Raw genomic sequence first — 16,163 nt, forward strand, 5'->3', positions numbered from 1 at the left:
TTGACGACGCTTTGTTACCCGAGCAGCGCATCGACGAACGCCGCGGGCTCAAACGGGGCGAGATCGTCGGGGCCTTCACCGAGACCGACGAGCTTGACCGGAACACCCAACTCCTGCTGCACGCGGAAGACGATCCCACCCTTTGCCGTGCCGTCGAGTTTGGTCAGCGCCACCCCGGTGATGTCGACGACTTCGGCAAACACGCGCGCCTGGGGCAAGCCGTTTTGCCCGATCGTGGCATCGAGCACCAGCAGCACCTCGTCGACCTCGGCGCGCTTACTCACCACCCTTTTGACCTTGCCGAGCTCATCCATCAGGCCCGTCTTGGTGTGCAGGCGGCCCGCGGTATCGATGACGACGACGTCGGCGCCTGATTCGATGCCCTTGTCGACGGCATCGAACGCGACCGATGCGGGATCGGCCCCCTCGGCACCCCGGACCACCTCCGCGCCCACTCGCGATGCCCAGGTCTGCAGCTGGTCGGCCGCGGCGGCGCGGAAGGTGTCAGCGGCGCCGAGCACCACGCGTCGGCCGTCCGCGACCAGCACGCGGGCCAGCTTGCCGACCGTCGTCGTCTTGCCGGTGCCGTTGACGCCGACAACCAGCAGCACGGACGGCTTGGCGTCATGCGGCAGCGCTTTGATCGAACGGTCGAGGTCGGGCCGCAGCTCTTCGATGAGCACCTCGCGGAGGACGGCCCGGGCATCGGCCTCGGTGCGCACGCGACTGCTGGCCATCCGCGACCGCAGCGCGGTGACCACCGACTCGGTGACGACGGGACCGAGGTCGGCGATCAACAGGGTGTCCTCGACGGCTTCCCAGGATTCCTCGTCGAGGTCGCCGCCGCCGAGCAGGCCGAGCATGCCGCGGCCGAGCGTGTTCTGCGATTTGGCCAATCGGCCGCGCAGTCGATCGAGGCGGCCCTCTGCTGGTTCGATCGCTTCGATGGCCGGCGCCGCAGGCTCGGCGGCTGCGGCGGGCGCGGGCTCGGGAGTGGGCGGAGCCACCGGCGCCTCGGGAGCCTCGGGCAGCTGAATGTCGGCGATGGGACGTTTCGGCGCGTCCCGTGGAACGGTGGCATCATCGCCGACGGCGGGCAGCCCGCTGGTGTCTATGCGTTCGACCGGCTCCGCAGGCGCTGACTTGGTGAAAGTGATGCCCGAAGACGCGGTATATCCGCCGGACCGGTCGATCGGAGTGGCAGTGTCGGGAGAAGACAGGTTGATCCGTCGACGCCGGTATCGCACCAGCCCGACGACCAGCGCAACCACGACCAGAACGGCAACGACCGCGATTGCGATCCACAGAGCATCCGACACGACGCCATTGTCTCAGGGGGGTTAGGCGGTGACTCTCGACCCCGGGGGCATGGAAACGCGCAAACAGCGCCACATTGACGTGTGCCTGTCGGACGCGGTCGATTATCAGACCGTCACCACCGGGCTGGAGCGCTACCGGTTGCCGTACAACGCGCTGACTCAGACAGATCTGGGCAGCGTCGACCTGAGCACAAATTTTCTCGGTGCGAGGCTACGGGCACCCGTGTTGATCGGCGCGATGACCGGCGGCGCCGAGCTGTCGGCCACGATCAATCGCAATCTGGGCGCGGCCGCTCAGCAGCTCGGCATCGGCATGATGCTCGGCTCGCAGCGCATCATGCTCGACAACGGCATCGCGTCCACGTCGTTCACTGTTCGCGATGTGGCGCCCGACGCACTGTTGATCGGCAACATCGGGCTGGCCCAACTCAACGAGGTCGTGGTTGCCGACGTGGTCAAGCTGCTCGATGCCGTCGGCGCCAATGCCCTTGCGGTGCATACCAATCCGCTGCAGGAAGCGATGCAGCACGAGGGCGACACAGACTTCTCCGGCTCGATTGCCCGTCTGCGCGATATCGCGAGATCGATCGACTATCCGGTGATCCTGAAGGAAGTCGGACACGGCATCGGCGCGGCCGCGGCAGCGGAGTTGGTCGACTGTCCGATCGCCGCCGTCGACGTGGCGGGCGCGGGTGGCACCTCATGGGCGCGGGTCGAGCAGTTCGTGCGGTTCGGCGAGATCCGCTACCCGGCGCTTGCCGAGTGGGGCATCCCGACAGCGGAGGCGCTGCTGGAAGTGCAGCACACACTGCCCGATGTGCCGATCATCGCGTCGGGCGGCATCCGCACTGGCATGGATGCGGCCAAGGCATTGGCGATGGGCGCCGACGCCGTGGCGGTAGCGCGCCCCCTGCTGGCACCTGCGATCGAATCGCCTGCCGCCGTTGTGGATTGGCTGCAGCGGTTCATCGGCGAGCTGCGGGTGTGCCTGCACGGCTGCGGCGCGGCCAACCTGGTGGCGTTGCGGCGCCGCGGCGTCACCAAGATCGGCTAGTTGGCGGCGGCTCCCACCAATTCCTGGCCGCGCATGCGCTGCGAGATCACCTGCGTGATGCCGTCATCGCGCATCGTGACGCCGTAGAGCGCGTCGGCGACCTCCATCGTCGGCTTCTGGTGCGTGATCACGATCAGCTGCGACTGCGATCGCAGCATTTCGAACAGCCCCAGCAGCCGGCGCAGGTTCACGTCGTCGAGCGCCGCCTCCACCTCGTCCATCACATAGAAGGGAGACGGCCGCGCGCGGAAGATCGCCACCAGCATCGCCACTGCGGTCAACGACTTCTCGCCACCGGAGAGCAGCGACAGCCGCTTGATCTTCTTGCCCGGGGGCCGCGCCTCGACCTCGATGCCGGTGGTCAGCATGTCGTCGGGATCGGTGAGCACCAGCCGTCCCTCACCACCGGGGAACAGCGACGAGAACACGTCGCGGAATTCACGTTCCACGTCGGCGAAGGCTTCCGTGAACACCTGCAGGATGCGCTCGTCGACATCGGCGATGACGTCGAGCAGGTCTTTGCGGGCCGCCTTGACGTCCTCCAGCTGGGTCGACAGGAAGTTGTAACGCTCCTCGAGCGCTGCAAACTCTTCCAGCGCAAGCGGATTCACGCGACCGAGCTCGTTGAGCTCACGCTCGGCCTTCTTGGCGCGGCGCTCCTGGGTAGGTCGGTCGAACGGCAGCGGCGCCGGCATCGTGACCTGTTCACCGCGTTCACGCGCCTGCTCGTACTCGGCCATCTCCAACTCCGACGGCGGCAGCGCCACGTCGGGACCGTACTCGGCGATCAGGTCGGCGGTCGCCATCCCGAACTGTTCCATGACGTGCTCCTCGAGCTGCTCGATGCGAAGTGCCGCTTGGGCTTTGGCGACCTCGTCACGGTGCAGCGAGTCGGTGATCGCGGTGATCTTGGCCGACAGCTCGTTGACTTCTTCGCGCGCCCTGGTCAGCGCCCCTGCGCGGTGCTGCCGTTCGGCGGCCACCTCGTCGCGGGAACGCGATGCCACGCCCACCGCTGCGCTCAGCCGCAGTGCCACCAGACGTCCGGACTCCGCCACCGCGGCCGCGACCGCCGCCGCATGTTCGCGTGCCTCCCGCGCACGCTGAGCCCGCAACCTCGCCTCGCGTTCGGCCGCAGCCGCGCGTCGCAGCGAATCCGCCCGTCCGCGAACGGCATTCGCCCGCTCTTCGGCGGTGCGCACGGCCAGCCGGGCCTCCACCTCGACGGCGCGCGCCTCTTCTGCGGCCGCCATCGACGCCTGGCGGTCGACGGGTTCGGACTCGAACGTCGGTTCCTGCTGGGCGTTGTGCAGCCTCTGCTCGAGTTGAGCCAGTTCCTCGACAGTCCTGTTGCGGCCGGCCTCGAGCTCGTTGCGCTGCTGGATGAGCCGCTGCCATTCGTCGTCGGCCGCCCGGGCATCCTGCCCGAGCCTGCCGAGTTGCTCGTAAATCGCCGAGATCGCCGCATCGGATTCGTTGAGCGCCGCGAGCGCCTGCTCCGCTGCGTCCTGGCGGGCCCCCTGCTCGACGAGGGCACCCGACAGCGCGGCGGACAGCTCGCTGGTCTGCCGTTCGGCGTCGGCCAACTCGGCGCGGGCCTTCTCGACCTCCGAAGTGATTTCCAACGTGCTGGGCTTGCGGTCCGAACCGCCGCTGATCCAGCCGGCACCGACAAGGTCGCCGTCGGTGGTGACCGCCCGCAATTGCGGGCGCGAAGCGACGAGATCCAGCGCAGCGGACAGGTCCGAAACCACCGCGACGCCGGACAACATCGCCGTGATTGCGCCCTGCAGCCGGTGCGGCGCCTCGACGAGATCGACGGCCCAGGACGCGCCGTAGGGCAACGGATCATGTGGCGCCGATTGGTGCGGCCAGTCGCTCAGCACGATGGCCGCACGGCCCCCGTCGGATTCCTTCAGCGCCCTGACGGCCGACCGGGCCGCGCCGAAGTTCTCCGCAGCCAACGCGTCCGCGGCAGCGCCCAGCACCGTCGCAACGGCTGCCTCATAGCCGGGCCGCACCTTCAGAAGGTCGGCGATGGAGCCGAAAAGCCCTGCGCCGCCGTGGTTTCGCTGCAGCCAGGCCGCGCCGTCCTTGCGATCGAGCCCGACCGACAGCGCCTCGATGCGCGCCCGCAGCGAGGCCACCTGACGTTCGGCGCCGCGCTCGGCAGCCTGTAGTTCGGCGACGCGCTCGTCGGCAAGGCGCAGCGCAGCCACCGTGCGATCGTGATGTTCGTCGAGGCCGACCTCGCCTTCGTCGAGCGCAGTCACGCGGCTCTGGACGGTTTCGAATTCGGCCTGCATCTGCTGGGCCTTGGCCGCGGCTTCGTCGATGCCGCCGGTGAGCCGGGCCACGGTCTCGTCGATCGACTCGACGCGGGTCCGCATCGTGTCGACCTGGCCCGCCAGCCGCGCGAGCCCTTCCCTGCGGTCAGCCTCGGCGCGGGCGGCGGCCAGGTGGGCGCGTTCGGCCTCGGCCGCAGCGCGCTCGCACTCCGTCAACTCGGCGCGCGCGGACTCCAACCTGGCGCGGGATTCTTCGAGCTCGGCGAGCAGCTGCCGCTCCTGCTCAGCCATCTCTTCTGCTTGCGCCTCAAGGGTTTCCGGGTCCGGACCGGTGGATGCCTCGGGCTCGGCGTCGAGGTACTGTGCCCGCTCGCTCGCAATGCGCACTGTCGCGCTGACGCGTTCGGCGAGCGCCGACAGCCGAAACCACGTCTGCTGCGCGGCATCAGCGCGCTCGCTCAGCGTATTGACCGCCGCCTCATGGGAATTCAGTTCGACGGTTTTGGCTTCGAGTCGGGCGGCGGCCTCGTCGTGCTCGCGGCGCAGGGTGGTCTCGGCCTGATCGGTGTTGTCGAACTCGGCCTTGCGCGTCACCAGGTCATCGGCGGCCAGTCGCAGCCTGGCGTCGCGCAGATCGGCCTGGATGGTCTGGGCGCGACGGGCCATCTCGGCTTGGCGGCCCAGCGGCTTGAGCTGACGGCGCAGTTCGGTGGTCAGGTCGGTGAGCCGGGCGAGGTTCGACGACATCGCGTCGAGCTTGCGGACCGCTTTCTCTTTGCGCTTGCGGTGCTTGAGCACACCCGCGGCTTCCTCGATGAATGCCCGACGGTCCTCGGGCCGCGACTCGAGGATTTCAGATAGCTTGCCCTGACCGACGATGACGTGCATCTCACGCCCGATGCCTGAGTCAGAGAGCAACTCCTGCACATCCATCAAACGGCAACTGCTGCCGTTGATTTCGTATTCGCTTCCGCCGTCGCGGAACATCCGCCTGGTGATCGACACCTCGGAATACTCGATCGGCAGCGAATTGTCGGAGTTGTCGATCGTCACCGTGACCTCGGCGCGGCCCAGCGGGGCCCGCGACGATGTGCCCGCGAAGATGACGTCTTCCATCTTGCCGCCGCGCAGGGTCTTGGCGCTGTGCTCACCCATCACCCAGGTGAGCGCGTCGACCACATTCGACTTGCCTGAGCCGTTGGGGCCGACGACGCAGGTGATGCCGGGCTCGAAACGCAGAGTCGTGGGTGCGGCAAAGGACTTGAAGCCCTTCAGCGTCAGACTCTTGAGGTGCACAACGCGCCACACTACCGTCGCGGAGGCTAACGTTCGGTGAACCCCGAAAGCGAGTCGCCCGGTTCTGACCAGTCCGCGATGACTTTGTCGACCTGACCCGGCGTGTTGCCGCTTTCTAGCAGTTCAAGCAGCTTTTCGCAGGCCTCGCGGGGGCCCTGCGCGACCACCTGGACGCGGCCATCGGGCCTGTTCGAGGCGTATCCGGCCAGGCCGAGCTCCAGCGCCCGTGAGCGCGTCCACCACCGGAAACCGACCCCCTGGACGTGGCCGTGCACCCAGGCGGTCAACCGGACGTCAGCTAACTCCTGCATCACTGACCTCAAACGTCACTCTGGTCCCAGACTTGAGCGTGCGCCCGACCGTGCACACCTGATCGATGGCCCGCTCGACGACCGTCAGCACCCGCGCCACCTCGTCGGCTGAGAGCCCGGACAGGTCGAGTTCCATGCGTTCTTCGAGCAGCGGGTAGCGCTCCTGCTCACGGTCCGCAGGCCCGGACACCTTGATCGTCGTCTGGTAGTCGTCGCCGAGCCTGCGCCGCAGCGGCGCGTCGCTGGCCATTCCGCTGCACGCCGCCAACGCGATCTTCATCAGTTCGCCCGGCGTGAAGACGCCGTCGACGTCCTCATTGCCGACGAGCACCTCGGCGCCGCGTGTGCTGCGGCCGGTGTAGCTGCGGACGCCGGTGCGCTCAACCCACAATTCGGTCATGACTCCTCTTCCTCGTGAGCGACCGCAAAATGCCACGCGTTGACGGCGTGTCCACGTACAAACACGGTCGCTCGCGGCAGATTATTCCCGGGAAACCCGGGGCCGCGGTTGGCATTTCGGGCAGTAGAACGACGACCGGTTCATGAACTTGTCCCGCCGCATCACGGCGCCGCACCGCCGGCACGGCTCGCCCTCGCGGCCGTAAGCGTCCAGGGACCGATCGAAATAGCCGGATTCACCGTTGACGTTGACGTAGAGCGAGTCGAACGACGTGCCGCCCTGCCCGAGCGCGTCGGACATCACTTCGGCGGCGGCGTCGAGCAGCGCGCCCAGCTTCGCCCGCGACAACGACGACGCCAGCCGCGCGCCGTTGACGCGGGCCCGCCACAGCGCCTCGTCGGCGTAGATATTGCCGATGCCCGAGACAACTGTCTGATCCAGCAGCTGTCGCTTGATCTCAGAGTGCTTGCGCCGCAACACCGTAACGACTCCGTCGCGATTGAACGCAGGGTCCAGCGGGTCGCGGGCCAGATGCGCGACCGGCATCGGAACGTCGGTGCCGTCCACCGTGACCAGGTCGGCGAGCATCCAGCCCCCGAACGTGCGCTGGTCGACGAAGCTCAGCGCGGTGCCGTCGTCGAGCAGCGTCGCGATGCGCAAGTGGTTTTCGTTCGGCACCTCACCGAGCAACATCTGTCCGCTCATGCCGAGGTGCACGACCAACGCCGATCCGTCGTCCAGCGTGAGCCACATGTACTTGCCGCGCCGCCCGGTTCCGGTGATCTTCGCGTCCAGCAGTCGCGCCGTCAGGTCGGCGGGGCCTGCCTCGTGACGGCGCACCGCGCGCGGATGATGCACCCGCACCGCGGTGATGGTTTTACCCGTCACATGGGCCGCCAATCCGCGCCGGACGACCTCGACTTCGGGTAGTTCAGGCATCTACGCCTGAGGCTGAGAGCGCGGTCCACGCCGCGGCGGCCGCCTTCAACTCGGCCTCCTTCTTCGTCCGCCCCACGCCCCTGCCGTACTCGACATCGGTGACCAGGACTGTCGCGGTGAACTCCTTGTCATGGTCGGGACCAGTGGACGTCACCACATACGACGGAGCGCCCATGCCCCGCGACGCGGTCAACTCCTGCAGGCTGCTCTTCCAGTCCAGCCCTGCGCCCAGCGTCGGCGCGGTGTCCAGCAGCGAGGCGAACAGCCGCATGATCACCTCTCTGGCCACCGCGATGCCGTGCTCCAAATATATTGCGCCCAACAAGGATTCGACGCCGTCGGCCAAGATGCTGGACTTGTCGGCCCCGCCCGAGTGTTCCTCGCCCTTGCCGAGCAGAAGGTAGGCGCCGAGGCCGTCGTCGGACAGCTGCCTGCCGACATCTGCCAGCGCCTGGGTGTTGACGATGCTGGCGCGCAGTTTGGCCAAGTCGCCCTCGGAGCGGTCGGGGTGCCGGTGGTAGAGCTCTTCGGTGATGGTCAGCCCGAGCACCGCATCACCGAGAAACTCGAGGCGCTCGTTGGTCGGCAGCCCACCGTTCTCATAGGAATAGCTGCGGTGGGTGAGCGCCATGGTCAGCAGTTCTGGGGGCAGGTCGACGCCCAACGCCTTGAGCAGGGCCGCCCGATCCGTCACTGCTTGTCCTCGTCGAGGAAGCCCGAGAGCTTGGCCCACCGCGGATCGATCTGCTCGTGATGGTGACCGGGTTCGGCGGTCGCCAGCGGCACCCCGCAGTTCGGGCACAACCCCGCGCAGTCGGGCCCGCACAGCGGTGAGAACGGCAGCGCGAGCCCGATCGCGTCGATGATCGGCTGCTCCAGGTCGACGGTATCGGGCTCACCCGATCCGCCGACCCGGCCGATCTCATCGGATTCGGTGGTCTCGTCGGTGGCGCTGTCGGGGTAGGCGAACAGCTCGGTCAGGTCGATCTCGACGTCACCGGTGACCGGGGTAAGGCAGCGGGCGCATTCGCCTGCCGTCGGCGCGGACACCGTCCCGCTGACCAGCACTCCCTCTGACACGGACTCGATCCGCAGGTCAAGCGTCAGCGGCGCGCCCGCCTCGACGCCGATCAGGTCCAGCCCGATCCGCGACGGGCTGGGCACCGTCTCGGTGAAGGTCATCATCGACCCTGGCCGCCGGCCAAGCCGGGAAATGTTGATAACGAGCGGCGATCGTGAGGCGCGGCGCGCCGCCGCGTTCGCATGCGTCGCCATGGATGTCGATTCTACGGCGACAGCGCCGAGCTACCGCGCCGCGTAGTCGTGGGTGCCCGCAGCGGTGCGCAGCTGGTGACGACCGCGGCCCACCGAGCGGATGGTTCCGTTGAGGAATTCCTCGAACTCGGCGAGCTTGCTGTCGACGTAGATGTCGCACTCTCCGCGCAGGCGGTCGGCCTCGGCGTGCGCCGAGTCGATCAACCGGGTGGCCTCGGCCGTTGCGGTCTGCACGATCTCGGTCTGCGAGACCAGGCGCTGCTGTTCCTTGATGCCTTCCTGCACGGCCTTCTCGTAGGCCAGGTTGCCGTTCTCGATGAGCCGGTCGGCCTCGTTCTTCGCGCGCCCGGTGGTGGCCTCGTACTCCCGCTTGGCGGTTGCGGTGACGCGGGCCGCTTCCTCGCGGGCCTCGCCGACCATCCGCTCGCTGTGCTGACGAGCCTCGGCGACCATCCGGTCTGCCTGGGCCTTCGCGTCGGCCAGCAGCCGATCCGCTTCGGCGCGCGAGTGGTTGATCAGGGAGTCCGCCTCGGCGCTGGCCGTGGCCACCATCTGATCGGAGTGGTCCTTGGCTTCGCGCAGCATGCTGTCGCGCGCATCCAGGACGTCCTGAGCATCGTCCAGCTCGCCGGGGATGGCGTCCTTGATGTCGTCGATCAGCTCGAGGACATCACCGCGTGGGACCACGCAGCCAGCCGTCATCGGCACGCCGCGTGCTTCTTCGACAATCGCACCCAACTCGTCGAGCGCTTCAAAAACTCGGTACACGGCAACACCCTCCAGGCGTAGTTGACAGTTACTAGTGTGCCTGGTGTTACCGGTGTGACTCAGTTTCCGGGCCGGTGTGTCGTCGTTTGACCCTTTTGCTGTGTCCCGCGCTCCCCCAGGCCGCAACTCCCGCTTGAATTGCTTCGCTGACATTATGTCAACACGCCGGGGTCGTCGGTCCTCGCCAGCTCCTAGCAAATCGAAATCGCCCGCCACCGCGAGGTGACGGACGATTTCGCTTCAGCTCAGCACACTACGATGTGGCCTGCTTGATGAGGTCGCGGGCCCGGTCCAGCATCGAAGCGAACGGCCCGGCAGCAAAGTTCATCTTCGCCGACTCGACGCCAGGGTGCGGCCGGGTCGGAGCGATCGCCTCTGCAGCCTGAACGGCCTTGGCCATCCGCTCCCGGTCGTTGGCATCGAGCTCGCGAGCCAGCTTGGTGAACTCCTCGTTCTCCTCATGCTCGGCATGGTCGATCACCGCGTCGCGGAACTTCGACAACTCGTCGAGGAACTCTTTCGACGAAATGTCCATGCTCTCCAGCTTGGACAACTGTTCCTTGGCCTCGTGCTCCTCCTTCAACCGGGCGTCCACGATCGTGTCGCCGTCGGCGACCTCGCGCCGGGCCCGTGGATGAACCACCATCTCCTCGGCGGTCTCGTGCACCGCGAGCAGCGTGCGCAGGTCGATGAAGGCTTTCTCGCGGGCCTTCGGATCGGAGGCCGAGAAGACCTCCTCGAACATGTCCTTGATCAGGTTGTGCTGGTCTTTGAGGAACTTGACGACATCATCGGTCGACTGGACGAATGTCTGAACCACGGCAATACACCTCCGCTGGTCGTGGGTTGGTCTAGGCGCTGACGGGCTGTACGCCAACCCCAGTCCTACCCACGCCGAGCGTCAATTAACCCTTCAGCTTTGCCTGCAGACGCTCATTGACGGGCGCGGGCAGCAGTTCTGAGACGTCGCCACCGAGCGTTGCCACCTCTTTGGCCAGTGACGACGACACGAACGAGTACCGCGGCGTGGTCGCGACGAAAAACGTGTCGACGCCGGCGATGTGCTTGTTCATCTGCGCCATCTGCAGTTCGTATTCGAAGTCGGTGCCCGTGCGCAGACCCTTGACGATTGCGGTGAGCCCACGGGACTTCACAAAGTCGACGACCAGACCCTCCCCCGACTCCACGCGCAGATTCGGCAGATGCGTCGTCGACTCCTCGATCATCGCGATGCGCTCGTCGGGGGTGAACATGCCCTTCTTGTTGGGGTTGATCAGCACCGCGACAACGACCTCGTCGAACTGTGCCGCCGCGCGCTCGAGGATGTCCACGTGGCCGAGGGTGACCGGGTCGAACGATCCAGGGCATACGGCGCCACTCATGGTCGATGACGCTAGCAGGGCGGTTAGCGCAAGTGGGCCCCGCTCTTCAGCATTCCCACACTCACCCAGCCCCAATAGACCCGGTGGCGGGCGATCAGTCCGTCACGGATCTCCATCACCTCGACGATGTCCATCTGGTCGCCCTCCGGCGTCTGGCGCGGATACTCCCAGACCAGTCGGCCGCCGTCGGTCAGAAAGCCGGCGCGGTGGCGACGACGCTTGGCCGGCTGGTGTTCGAAGACCTTGGACACGAAGCGCCGCAAGTCTTCTCGGCCCCGCACGATGCCGTCCTCGGTGCCCAGCAGGTGGCAAACCAACGGACTCTCCAATGTCGCGTCGGGCTGATAGAGCGCTAGCGCGGCGTCGACGTCCTTCGCGCCGAGAGCCTCGTCCCATGCGGTGAAGATGTGCTCGATCTGTTCGGTGCTTGCGTTCATGGGGTCGACGGTAGGTCCGCAATGTTTTGGTCTGGACCGAAGTGTGATTGTGCGATGGTGGCGGTATGGCGCAGCCACACGACACCGGGCGAGTTCTCGACCGGGATCTCGCACCTGTGGCGTCGTTGATCGGTGATCCGACGCGCATCGCGATTCTGTGTGCCCTGGCCGAAGGCCACTGCCTGCCCGCGGGCGAACTCGCCCATCGCGCCGGAGTGCATCCCGCCACCGCCACCGCTCATCTACGCCAACTGGTCGACGGCGGGCTGGTGACCGTGCGGGCCCAGGGCAGGCATCGGTATCACGAACTGGCCGGGCCACACGTGGCGGCCGTGATCGAAGCGCTGGCACAGCTGGCGCCGCCGACCCCGGTGCGTTCGCTGCGGACGGATCGTGCGGCCAGATCCCTCGCCGAAGCCAGGACGTGCTACGACCACATCGCGGGAAGGCGTGGGGTCGAACTGCGCGAGCGGCTGCTGGACGCCGACGCACTGCACATGGTCGACGGCCGCGATCACCGGCTGACCGCGCACGGGCACGATCTGATGAACGTTCTGGGAATCGATGCGGCACAACCGAATACGAAGCGGCGGGTGTTCGCCCGCGACTGCGTGGACTGGACGCAGCGCAGGCCCCATCTGGCAGGTGCGCTTCCTGCGCTCCTGACGCGTCGGTTTCTCGAACTGGGCTGGATCTCCCGCGGGACGGGACGCAGCTTGCGCGTTGCGCGCGACTACGACGATCGGGTCGACGCGTGGCTGGCGAGCTCGATGCGGGTGTCGCCGTAGCGGCGTGAGCGCCACGCTTCCCACCCGTCGGGCCAGGCCAGCTCCGGCCCTGATGTCCCGCGTTCCACGATCACGACCGACCCGTCGCGCACCCAGCCGCCGTCGACCAGCGCGGTCAGCATCGCTTCGATCTCGGCGGCAGGGACCTCGTAGGGCGGGTCGGCGAACACCAGATCCACCGACCGGCCGGCGCGCCCAGACAGCACAGCGGCGACGGGTGCACGCCGCACGTCGGCCGCTACTCCCAGCGACGCGATGTTCTTGGCGATGACGGCCGCGGCGCGCTGATCGGATTCGACGAACACCGCCGACGTCGCGCCCCGCGACAGCGCCTCGAGACCGAGTGCGCCCGAACCCGCGTACAGGTCGAGCACCGAAGCCCCCGCGAAATCGACGCGTGCCGCCAGCACATTGAACAGCGACTCCCGCACCCGATCGGTGGTCGGTCGAGTTCCGGTGCGCGGCACAGCGATTCGCCTCCCGCCGAACGCGCCGGCGACGATGCGCGTCAGCTGACCACCACCAGCAGGTCGCCGCCTTCGACCTGCGCGGTGGCCGATACGGCCACGCGGCTGACTTTGCCTGCCTTGGGGGCGGTGATCGCGGCCTCCATCTTCATGGCCTCGATGGTGGCGATGGTCTGTCCGGCCTCGACCTCATCGTCGGCGACGACGTTGACCGTGACGACGCCTGCGAACGGGGCGGCGACGTGGTCGGGGTTGGACCGCTCGGCCTTCTCGGCGGTCGGAATTTCGCTGGCGACGCTGCGATCCCGGACCACCACCGGGCGCAGCTGTCCGTTGAGGATGCACATCACCGTGCGCATTCCTCGTTCGTCTGGTTCGGAGACCGCTTCCAGCCCGATCAGCAACTCGACACCGCGTTCGAGCCTGACGCGGTGCTCTTCGCCACTGCGCAGCCCGTAGAAGAACTGGTTGGCGCTCAGGCTCGAGGTGTCGCCGAAGGCTTCCCGGTGGGCCTCGAACTCCTTTGTCGGAGCAGGGAACAGCAGTCGGTTCAAGGCAGCCTGGCGGGTCTCGCCAGACTGCCCGAGCACTGCCTCGTCCTCCGGGGATAACTCTTGCTGGGCCTTGGCCGGCGGGCGCCCCGCAAGTGCCTTGGTGCGCAACGGTTCCGGCCAGCCGCCGGGCGGGTCGCCGAGCTCACCACGCAGGAAGCCGATCACCGAGTCGGGAATGTCGAACTTCGCTGGGTCCTCGGCGAATTCTTCGGCGGACACGCCGGCACCGACCAATGCCAACGCCAGATCGCCGACCACCTTCGAAGACGGGGTCACCTTCACCAGCCTGCCCAAAATCCGGTCCGCGGCAGCGTAATTCGCCTCGATCTCCTCGAACCGGTCACCGAGGCCGAGTGCGATCGCCTGTTGACGCAGATTCGACAGCTGACCGCCGGGGATCTCGTGGTGATATACCCGACCCGTCGGTCCCGGAATCCCAGATTCGAAGGGCGCGTACACCTTTCGCAGCGCCTCCCAGTACGGCTCCAGGTCGCACACCGCCGACAGCGACAACCCGGTGTCGTACTCGGTGTGCGCGGCCGCCGCGACGATGGAGGACAACGCGGGCTGACTGGTGGTGCCCGCCAGCGGCGCCGACGCCCCGTCGACGGCGTTGGCGCCGGCCTGCCAGGCCGCCAGATAGGTGGCCAACTGCCCGCCCGGGGTGTCGTGGGTGTGCACATGCACCGGCAGGTCGAACCGGCTGCGCAAGGCCGACACCAATTGGGTGGCCGCCTGTGGGCGCAACAGCCCGGCCATGTCCTTGATCGCCAGCACGTGTGCGCCTGCGTCGACGATCTGCTCGGCGAGCTTGAGGTAGTAGTCCAGCGTGTAGAGGTTCTCGTTCGGGTCCGAAAGATCGCCGGTGTAGCTCATCGCGACTTCGGCCACCGCCGTACCGGTTTCGCGTACCGCGTCGATGGCAGGCCGCATCGAGTCGACGTTGTTGAGCGCGTCGAAGATGCGGTAGATGTCGATGCCGGTCGCCGTCGCCTCCTGCACGAACGCGTACGTGACCGACTCGGGATATGGCGTGTAGCCAACCGTGTTGCGGCCCCGCAGCAGCATCTGCAGGCAGATGTTGGGCACCGCTTCGCGAAGCGCTGCCAGCCGTTCCCACGGATCTTCCTTCAAAAACCGAAGTGCCACATCGTAAGTCGCACCACCCCAGCACTCGATGGACAACAGCTGCGGGGTCATCCGCGCGATGTACGGGGCGACCATCAACAAACCGGTGGTGCGCAGCCGCGTAGCCAGCAGCGACTGGTGCGCGTCGCGGAACGTCGTGTCGGTGACGCCGACGGACTTGGATTCGCGCAGCCACTGAGCGAAGCCCTCCGGGCCCACCTCGGCCAGCAGTTGCTTGCTGCCGCGTGGTGGCGCCGCGTCGAGATCGATCTGGGGAAGTTTGTCTTGCGGGTAGACCGTCGACGGCCTTGGCCCGTGCGGCTGGTTGACGGTGACGTCGGCGAGATAGTTGAGGATCTTGGTGCCGCGGTCGGCGGGCGTGCGCGCGGTCAGCAGATAGGGCCGCTCGTCGATGAACGACGTCGTCACACGTCCGGCGCGGAAGTCCGGGTCGTTGACCACCGCCATCAAGAACGGGATGTTCGTCGAAACACCGCGGATCCGGAACTCGGCCAACGCTCGGCGGGCCCGGGCGATCGCAGCGGAGAAATCTCGTCCGCGACACGTGAGCTTCACCAGCATCGAGTCGAAGTGCGCGCTGATGTCCGCACCCAGATGCGAACCGCCGTCCAGCCGGATGCCGGCACCGCCGGGCGATCGGTAACCGGTGATCCGGCCGGTGTCGGGACGGAAGCCGTTGGCTGGATCCTCAGTGGTGATGCGGCACTGCATAGCGGCGCCGTGCAGCTGCAACGAATCCTGGCTCAGCCCAAGCTCTTCCAGCGTCTCACCGTCGGCTACGCGCAGCTGGCTGGCGACCAGGTCGACGTCGGTGATCTCCTCGGTGACGGTGTGCTCGACCTGGATGCGCGGGTTCATCTCGATGAACACGTAGTGGCCGCGCTCGTCGAGCAGGAACTCCACGGTGCCCGCGTAGCTGTAGTTGATCTGGCGGGCGAACGCGACCGCGTCGGCGCAGATCTTGTTTCGCAACTCCTCCGGCAGGTTCGGCGCCGGTGCGAGTTCGATGACCTTCTGGTGCCGACGCTGCAGGCTGCAGTCGCGCTCGAACAGGTGCATCACGTTGCCGTGGGTGTCGGCCAGGATCTGCACCTCGATGTGACGCGGGTTGAGCACCGCCTGCTCCAGGTACAGCGTCGGGTCGCCGAAAGCCGACTCGGCCTCGCGGGACGCGGCCTCGATGGCCTCGGGCAGTGCTGCGGCGTCGGCCACCCGGCGCATGCCGCGTCCGCCGCCGCCGGAGACCGCCTTGACGAACAACGGGAACTCCATGTCCGCCGCGGCCGCTATCAGCTCGTCGGCCGATGCCGACGGCGCCGACGAGTTGAGCACCGGCAATCCCGCGGCCCTGGCGGCGGCGATCGCGCGCGACTTGTTGCCCGCCAACTCGAGGATTTCCGCACCTGGCCCGACGAACGTGATGCCTGCCGCCGCACACGCAGCGGCCAGATCGGGGTTCTCCGAAAGGAAGCCGTAGCCCGGATAGATGGCGTCGGCGCCGGACTGCTGCGCAACGCGCACGATCTCGTCGACCGAGAGATACGCCCGGACCGGGTGGCCCGTATCCCCGATCTGATATGACTCGTCGGCCTTGAGACGATGCAGGGAATTGCGGTCCTCGTGCGCGTAGACCGCGACCGTCGCGATGCCCATCTCGTAGGCCGCCCGAAACGCGCGGATCGCGATTTCCCCGCGGTTGGCGACCAGAACCTTCGAAATCACGAGACGACCCTATC

General features: G+C 67.3%; 15 protein-coding genes. 2 read left to right on the forward strand and 13 right to left on the reverse strand.

Going from position 1 to position 16,163, the window contains the following annotated elements:
• Window positions 1-14: 14 nt before the first annotated feature.
• Entirely contained in the window at window positions 15-1,319 is a 1,305-nt protein-coding gene (gene ftsY / locus GGC64_RS04455; protein WP_192721226.1) for a signal recognition particle-docking protein FtsY, read from the reverse strand.
• Window positions 1,320-1,368: 49 nt separating this feature from the next.
• Here ftsY and fni point away from each other — a divergent pair, with 49 nt between their 5' ends.
• Window positions 1,369-2,373 carry a type 2 isopentenyl-diphosphate Delta-isomerase gene (gene fni, locus GGC64_RS04460; protein ID WP_225951435.1) on the forward strand — a complete coding sequence of 335 codons (1,005 nt, stop codon included), beginning with the start codon at window positions 1,369-1,371 and terminating at the stop codon, window positions 2,371-2,373.
• Here fni and smc read toward each other — a convergent pair.
• From smc to GGC64_RS04510, 10 genes are all read right to left on the reverse strand, one after another.
• Window positions 2,370-5,957: a chromosome segregation protein SMC gene (smc, locus tag GGC64_RS04465; protein ID WP_192721228.1), complete on the reverse strand. Its 3,588-nt coding sequence runs from the start codon at window positions 5,955-5,957 to the stop codon at window positions 2,370-2,372. The genes fni and smc overlap by 4 nt on opposite strands.
• Before the next feature lie 26 nt (window positions 5,958-5,983).
• Complete coding sequence (locus GGC64_RS04470) at window positions 5,984-6,268, reverse strand: acylphosphatase (protein ID WP_192721229.1); 285 nt, start codon at window positions 6,266-6,268, stop codon at window positions 5,984-5,986.
• Entirely contained in the window at window positions 6,252-6,668 is a 417-nt protein-coding gene (locus GGC64_RS04475) for an OsmC family protein (RefSeq protein ID WP_192721230.1), read from the reverse strand. Before GGC64_RS04475 ends, GGC64_RS04470 begins: the two co-directional genes overlap by 17 nt.
• Before the next feature lie 81 nt (window positions 6,669-6,749).
• A complete protein-coding gene (gene mutM, locus GGC64_RS04480) occupies window positions 6,750-7,607 on the reverse strand; it encodes a bifunctional DNA-formamidopyrimidine glycosylase/DNA-(apurinic or apyrimidinic site) lyase (protein ID WP_192721231.1) in 858 nt (285 codons plus the stop codon).
• Entirely contained in the window at window positions 7,600-8,301 is a 702-nt protein-coding gene (rnc, locus tag GGC64_RS04485; protein ID WP_192721232.1) for a ribonuclease III, read from the reverse strand. The genes mutM and rnc overlap by 8 nt, the downstream gene beginning before the upstream one ends.
• Window positions 8,298-8,882 carry a DUF177 domain-containing protein gene (locus GGC64_RS04490; protein ID WP_192721233.1) on the reverse strand — a complete coding sequence of 195 codons (585 nt, stop codon included), beginning with the start codon at window positions 8,880-8,882 and terminating at the stop codon, window positions 8,298-8,300. Before GGC64_RS04490 ends, rnc begins: the two co-directional genes overlap by 4 nt.
• Window positions 8,883-8,912: 30 nt before the next feature.
• On the reverse strand, window positions 8,913-9,650 hold the full coding sequence (gene sepIVA / locus GGC64_RS04495; RefSeq protein ID WP_192721234.1) for a cell division protein SepIVA: 738 nt from the start codon (window positions 9,648-9,650) through the stop codon (window positions 8,913-8,915).
• A 253-nt stretch (window positions 9,651-9,903) separates the two neighbouring features.
• Complete coding sequence (locus GGC64_RS04500; RefSeq protein WP_192721235.1) at window positions 9,904-10,470, reverse strand: hemerythrin domain-containing protein; 567 nt, start codon at window positions 10,468-10,470, stop codon at window positions 9,904-9,906.
• Window positions 10,471-10,555: 85 nt separating this feature from the next.
• Complete coding sequence (gene coaD / locus GGC64_RS04505; RefSeq protein WP_192721236.1) at window positions 10,556-11,032, reverse strand: pantetheine-phosphate adenylyltransferase; 477 nt, start codon at window positions 11,030-11,032, stop codon at window positions 10,556-10,558.
• A gap of 23 nt (window positions 11,033-11,055) precedes the next feature.
• A complete protein-coding gene (locus tag GGC64_RS04510) occupies window positions 11,056-11,469 on the reverse strand; it encodes a nuclear transport factor 2 family protein (protein WP_192721237.1) in 414 nt (137 codons plus the stop codon).
• A gap of 65 nt (window positions 11,470-11,534) precedes the next feature.
• Here GGC64_RS04510 and GGC64_RS04515 point away from each other — a divergent pair, with 65 nt between their 5' ends.
• Entirely contained in the window at window positions 11,535-12,257 is a 723-nt protein-coding gene (locus GGC64_RS04515; protein ID WP_192721238.1) for a helix-turn-helix transcriptional regulator, read from the forward strand.
• Here GGC64_RS04515 and rsmD read toward each other — a convergent pair.
• Together rsmD and GGC64_RS04525 are read right to left on the reverse strand one after the other, a co-directional pair.
• Window positions 12,203-12,769, reverse strand: coding sequence for a 16S rRNA (guanine(966)-N(2))-methyltransferase RsmD (rsmD, locus tag GGC64_RS04520; protein WP_192722393.1), 567 nt, complete (start codon window positions 12,767-12,769; stop codon window positions 12,203-12,205). The two genes, GGC64_RS04515 and rsmD, sit on opposite strands and share 55 nt — an antisense overlap.
• Window positions 12,766-16,149 carry a pyruvate carboxylase gene (locus GGC64_RS04525; RefSeq protein WP_192721239.1) on the reverse strand — a complete coding sequence of 1,128 codons (3,384 nt, stop codon included), beginning with the start codon at window positions 16,147-16,149 and terminating at the stop codon, window positions 12,766-12,768. Before GGC64_RS04525 ends, rsmD begins: the two co-directional genes overlap by 4 nt.
• Between the last annotated feature and the right edge of the window lie 14 nt (window positions 16,150-16,163).

The sequence above is a fragment of the Mycobacterium sp. OAS707 genome (assembly GCF_014873705.1).
Classification (GTDB): Bacteria; Actinomycetota; Actinomycetes; order Mycobacteriales; family Mycobacteriaceae; genus Mycobacterium.

Bases quoted from the DNA above. Each gene is read 5' to 3' on its own strand.
- fni (WP_225951435.1), top strand. From the start codon at position 1,369: ATGGAAACGCGCAAACAGCGCCACATTGACGTGTGCCTGTCGGACGCG.
- GGC64_RS04470 (WP_192721229.1), bottom strand. From the start codon at position 6,268: ATGCAGGAGTTAGCTGACGTCCGGTTGACCGCCTGGGTGCACGGCCAC.
- GGC64_RS04475 (WP_192721230.1), bottom strand. From the start codon at position 6,668: ATGACCGAATTGTGGGTTGAGCGCACCGGCGTCCGCAGCTACACCGGC.
- mutM (WP_192721231.1), bottom strand. From the start codon at position 7,607: ATGCCTGAACTACCCGAAGTCGAGGTCGTCCGGCGCGGATTGGCGGCC.
- GGC64_RS04490 (WP_192721233.1), bottom strand. From the start codon at position 8,882: ATGGCGACGCATGCGAACGCGGCGGCGCGCCGCGCCTCACGATCGCCG.
- coaD (WP_192721236.1), bottom strand. From the start codon at position 11,032: ATGAGTGGCGCCGTATGCCCTGGATCGTTCGACCCGGTCACCCTCGGC.
- GGC64_RS04510 (WP_192721237.1), bottom strand. From the start codon at position 11,469: ATGAACGCAAGCACCGAACAGATCGAGCACATCTTCACCGCATGGGAC.
- GGC64_RS04515 (WP_192721238.1), top strand. From the start codon at position 11,535: ATGGCGCAGCCACACGACACCGGGCGAGTTCTCGACCGGGATCTCGCA.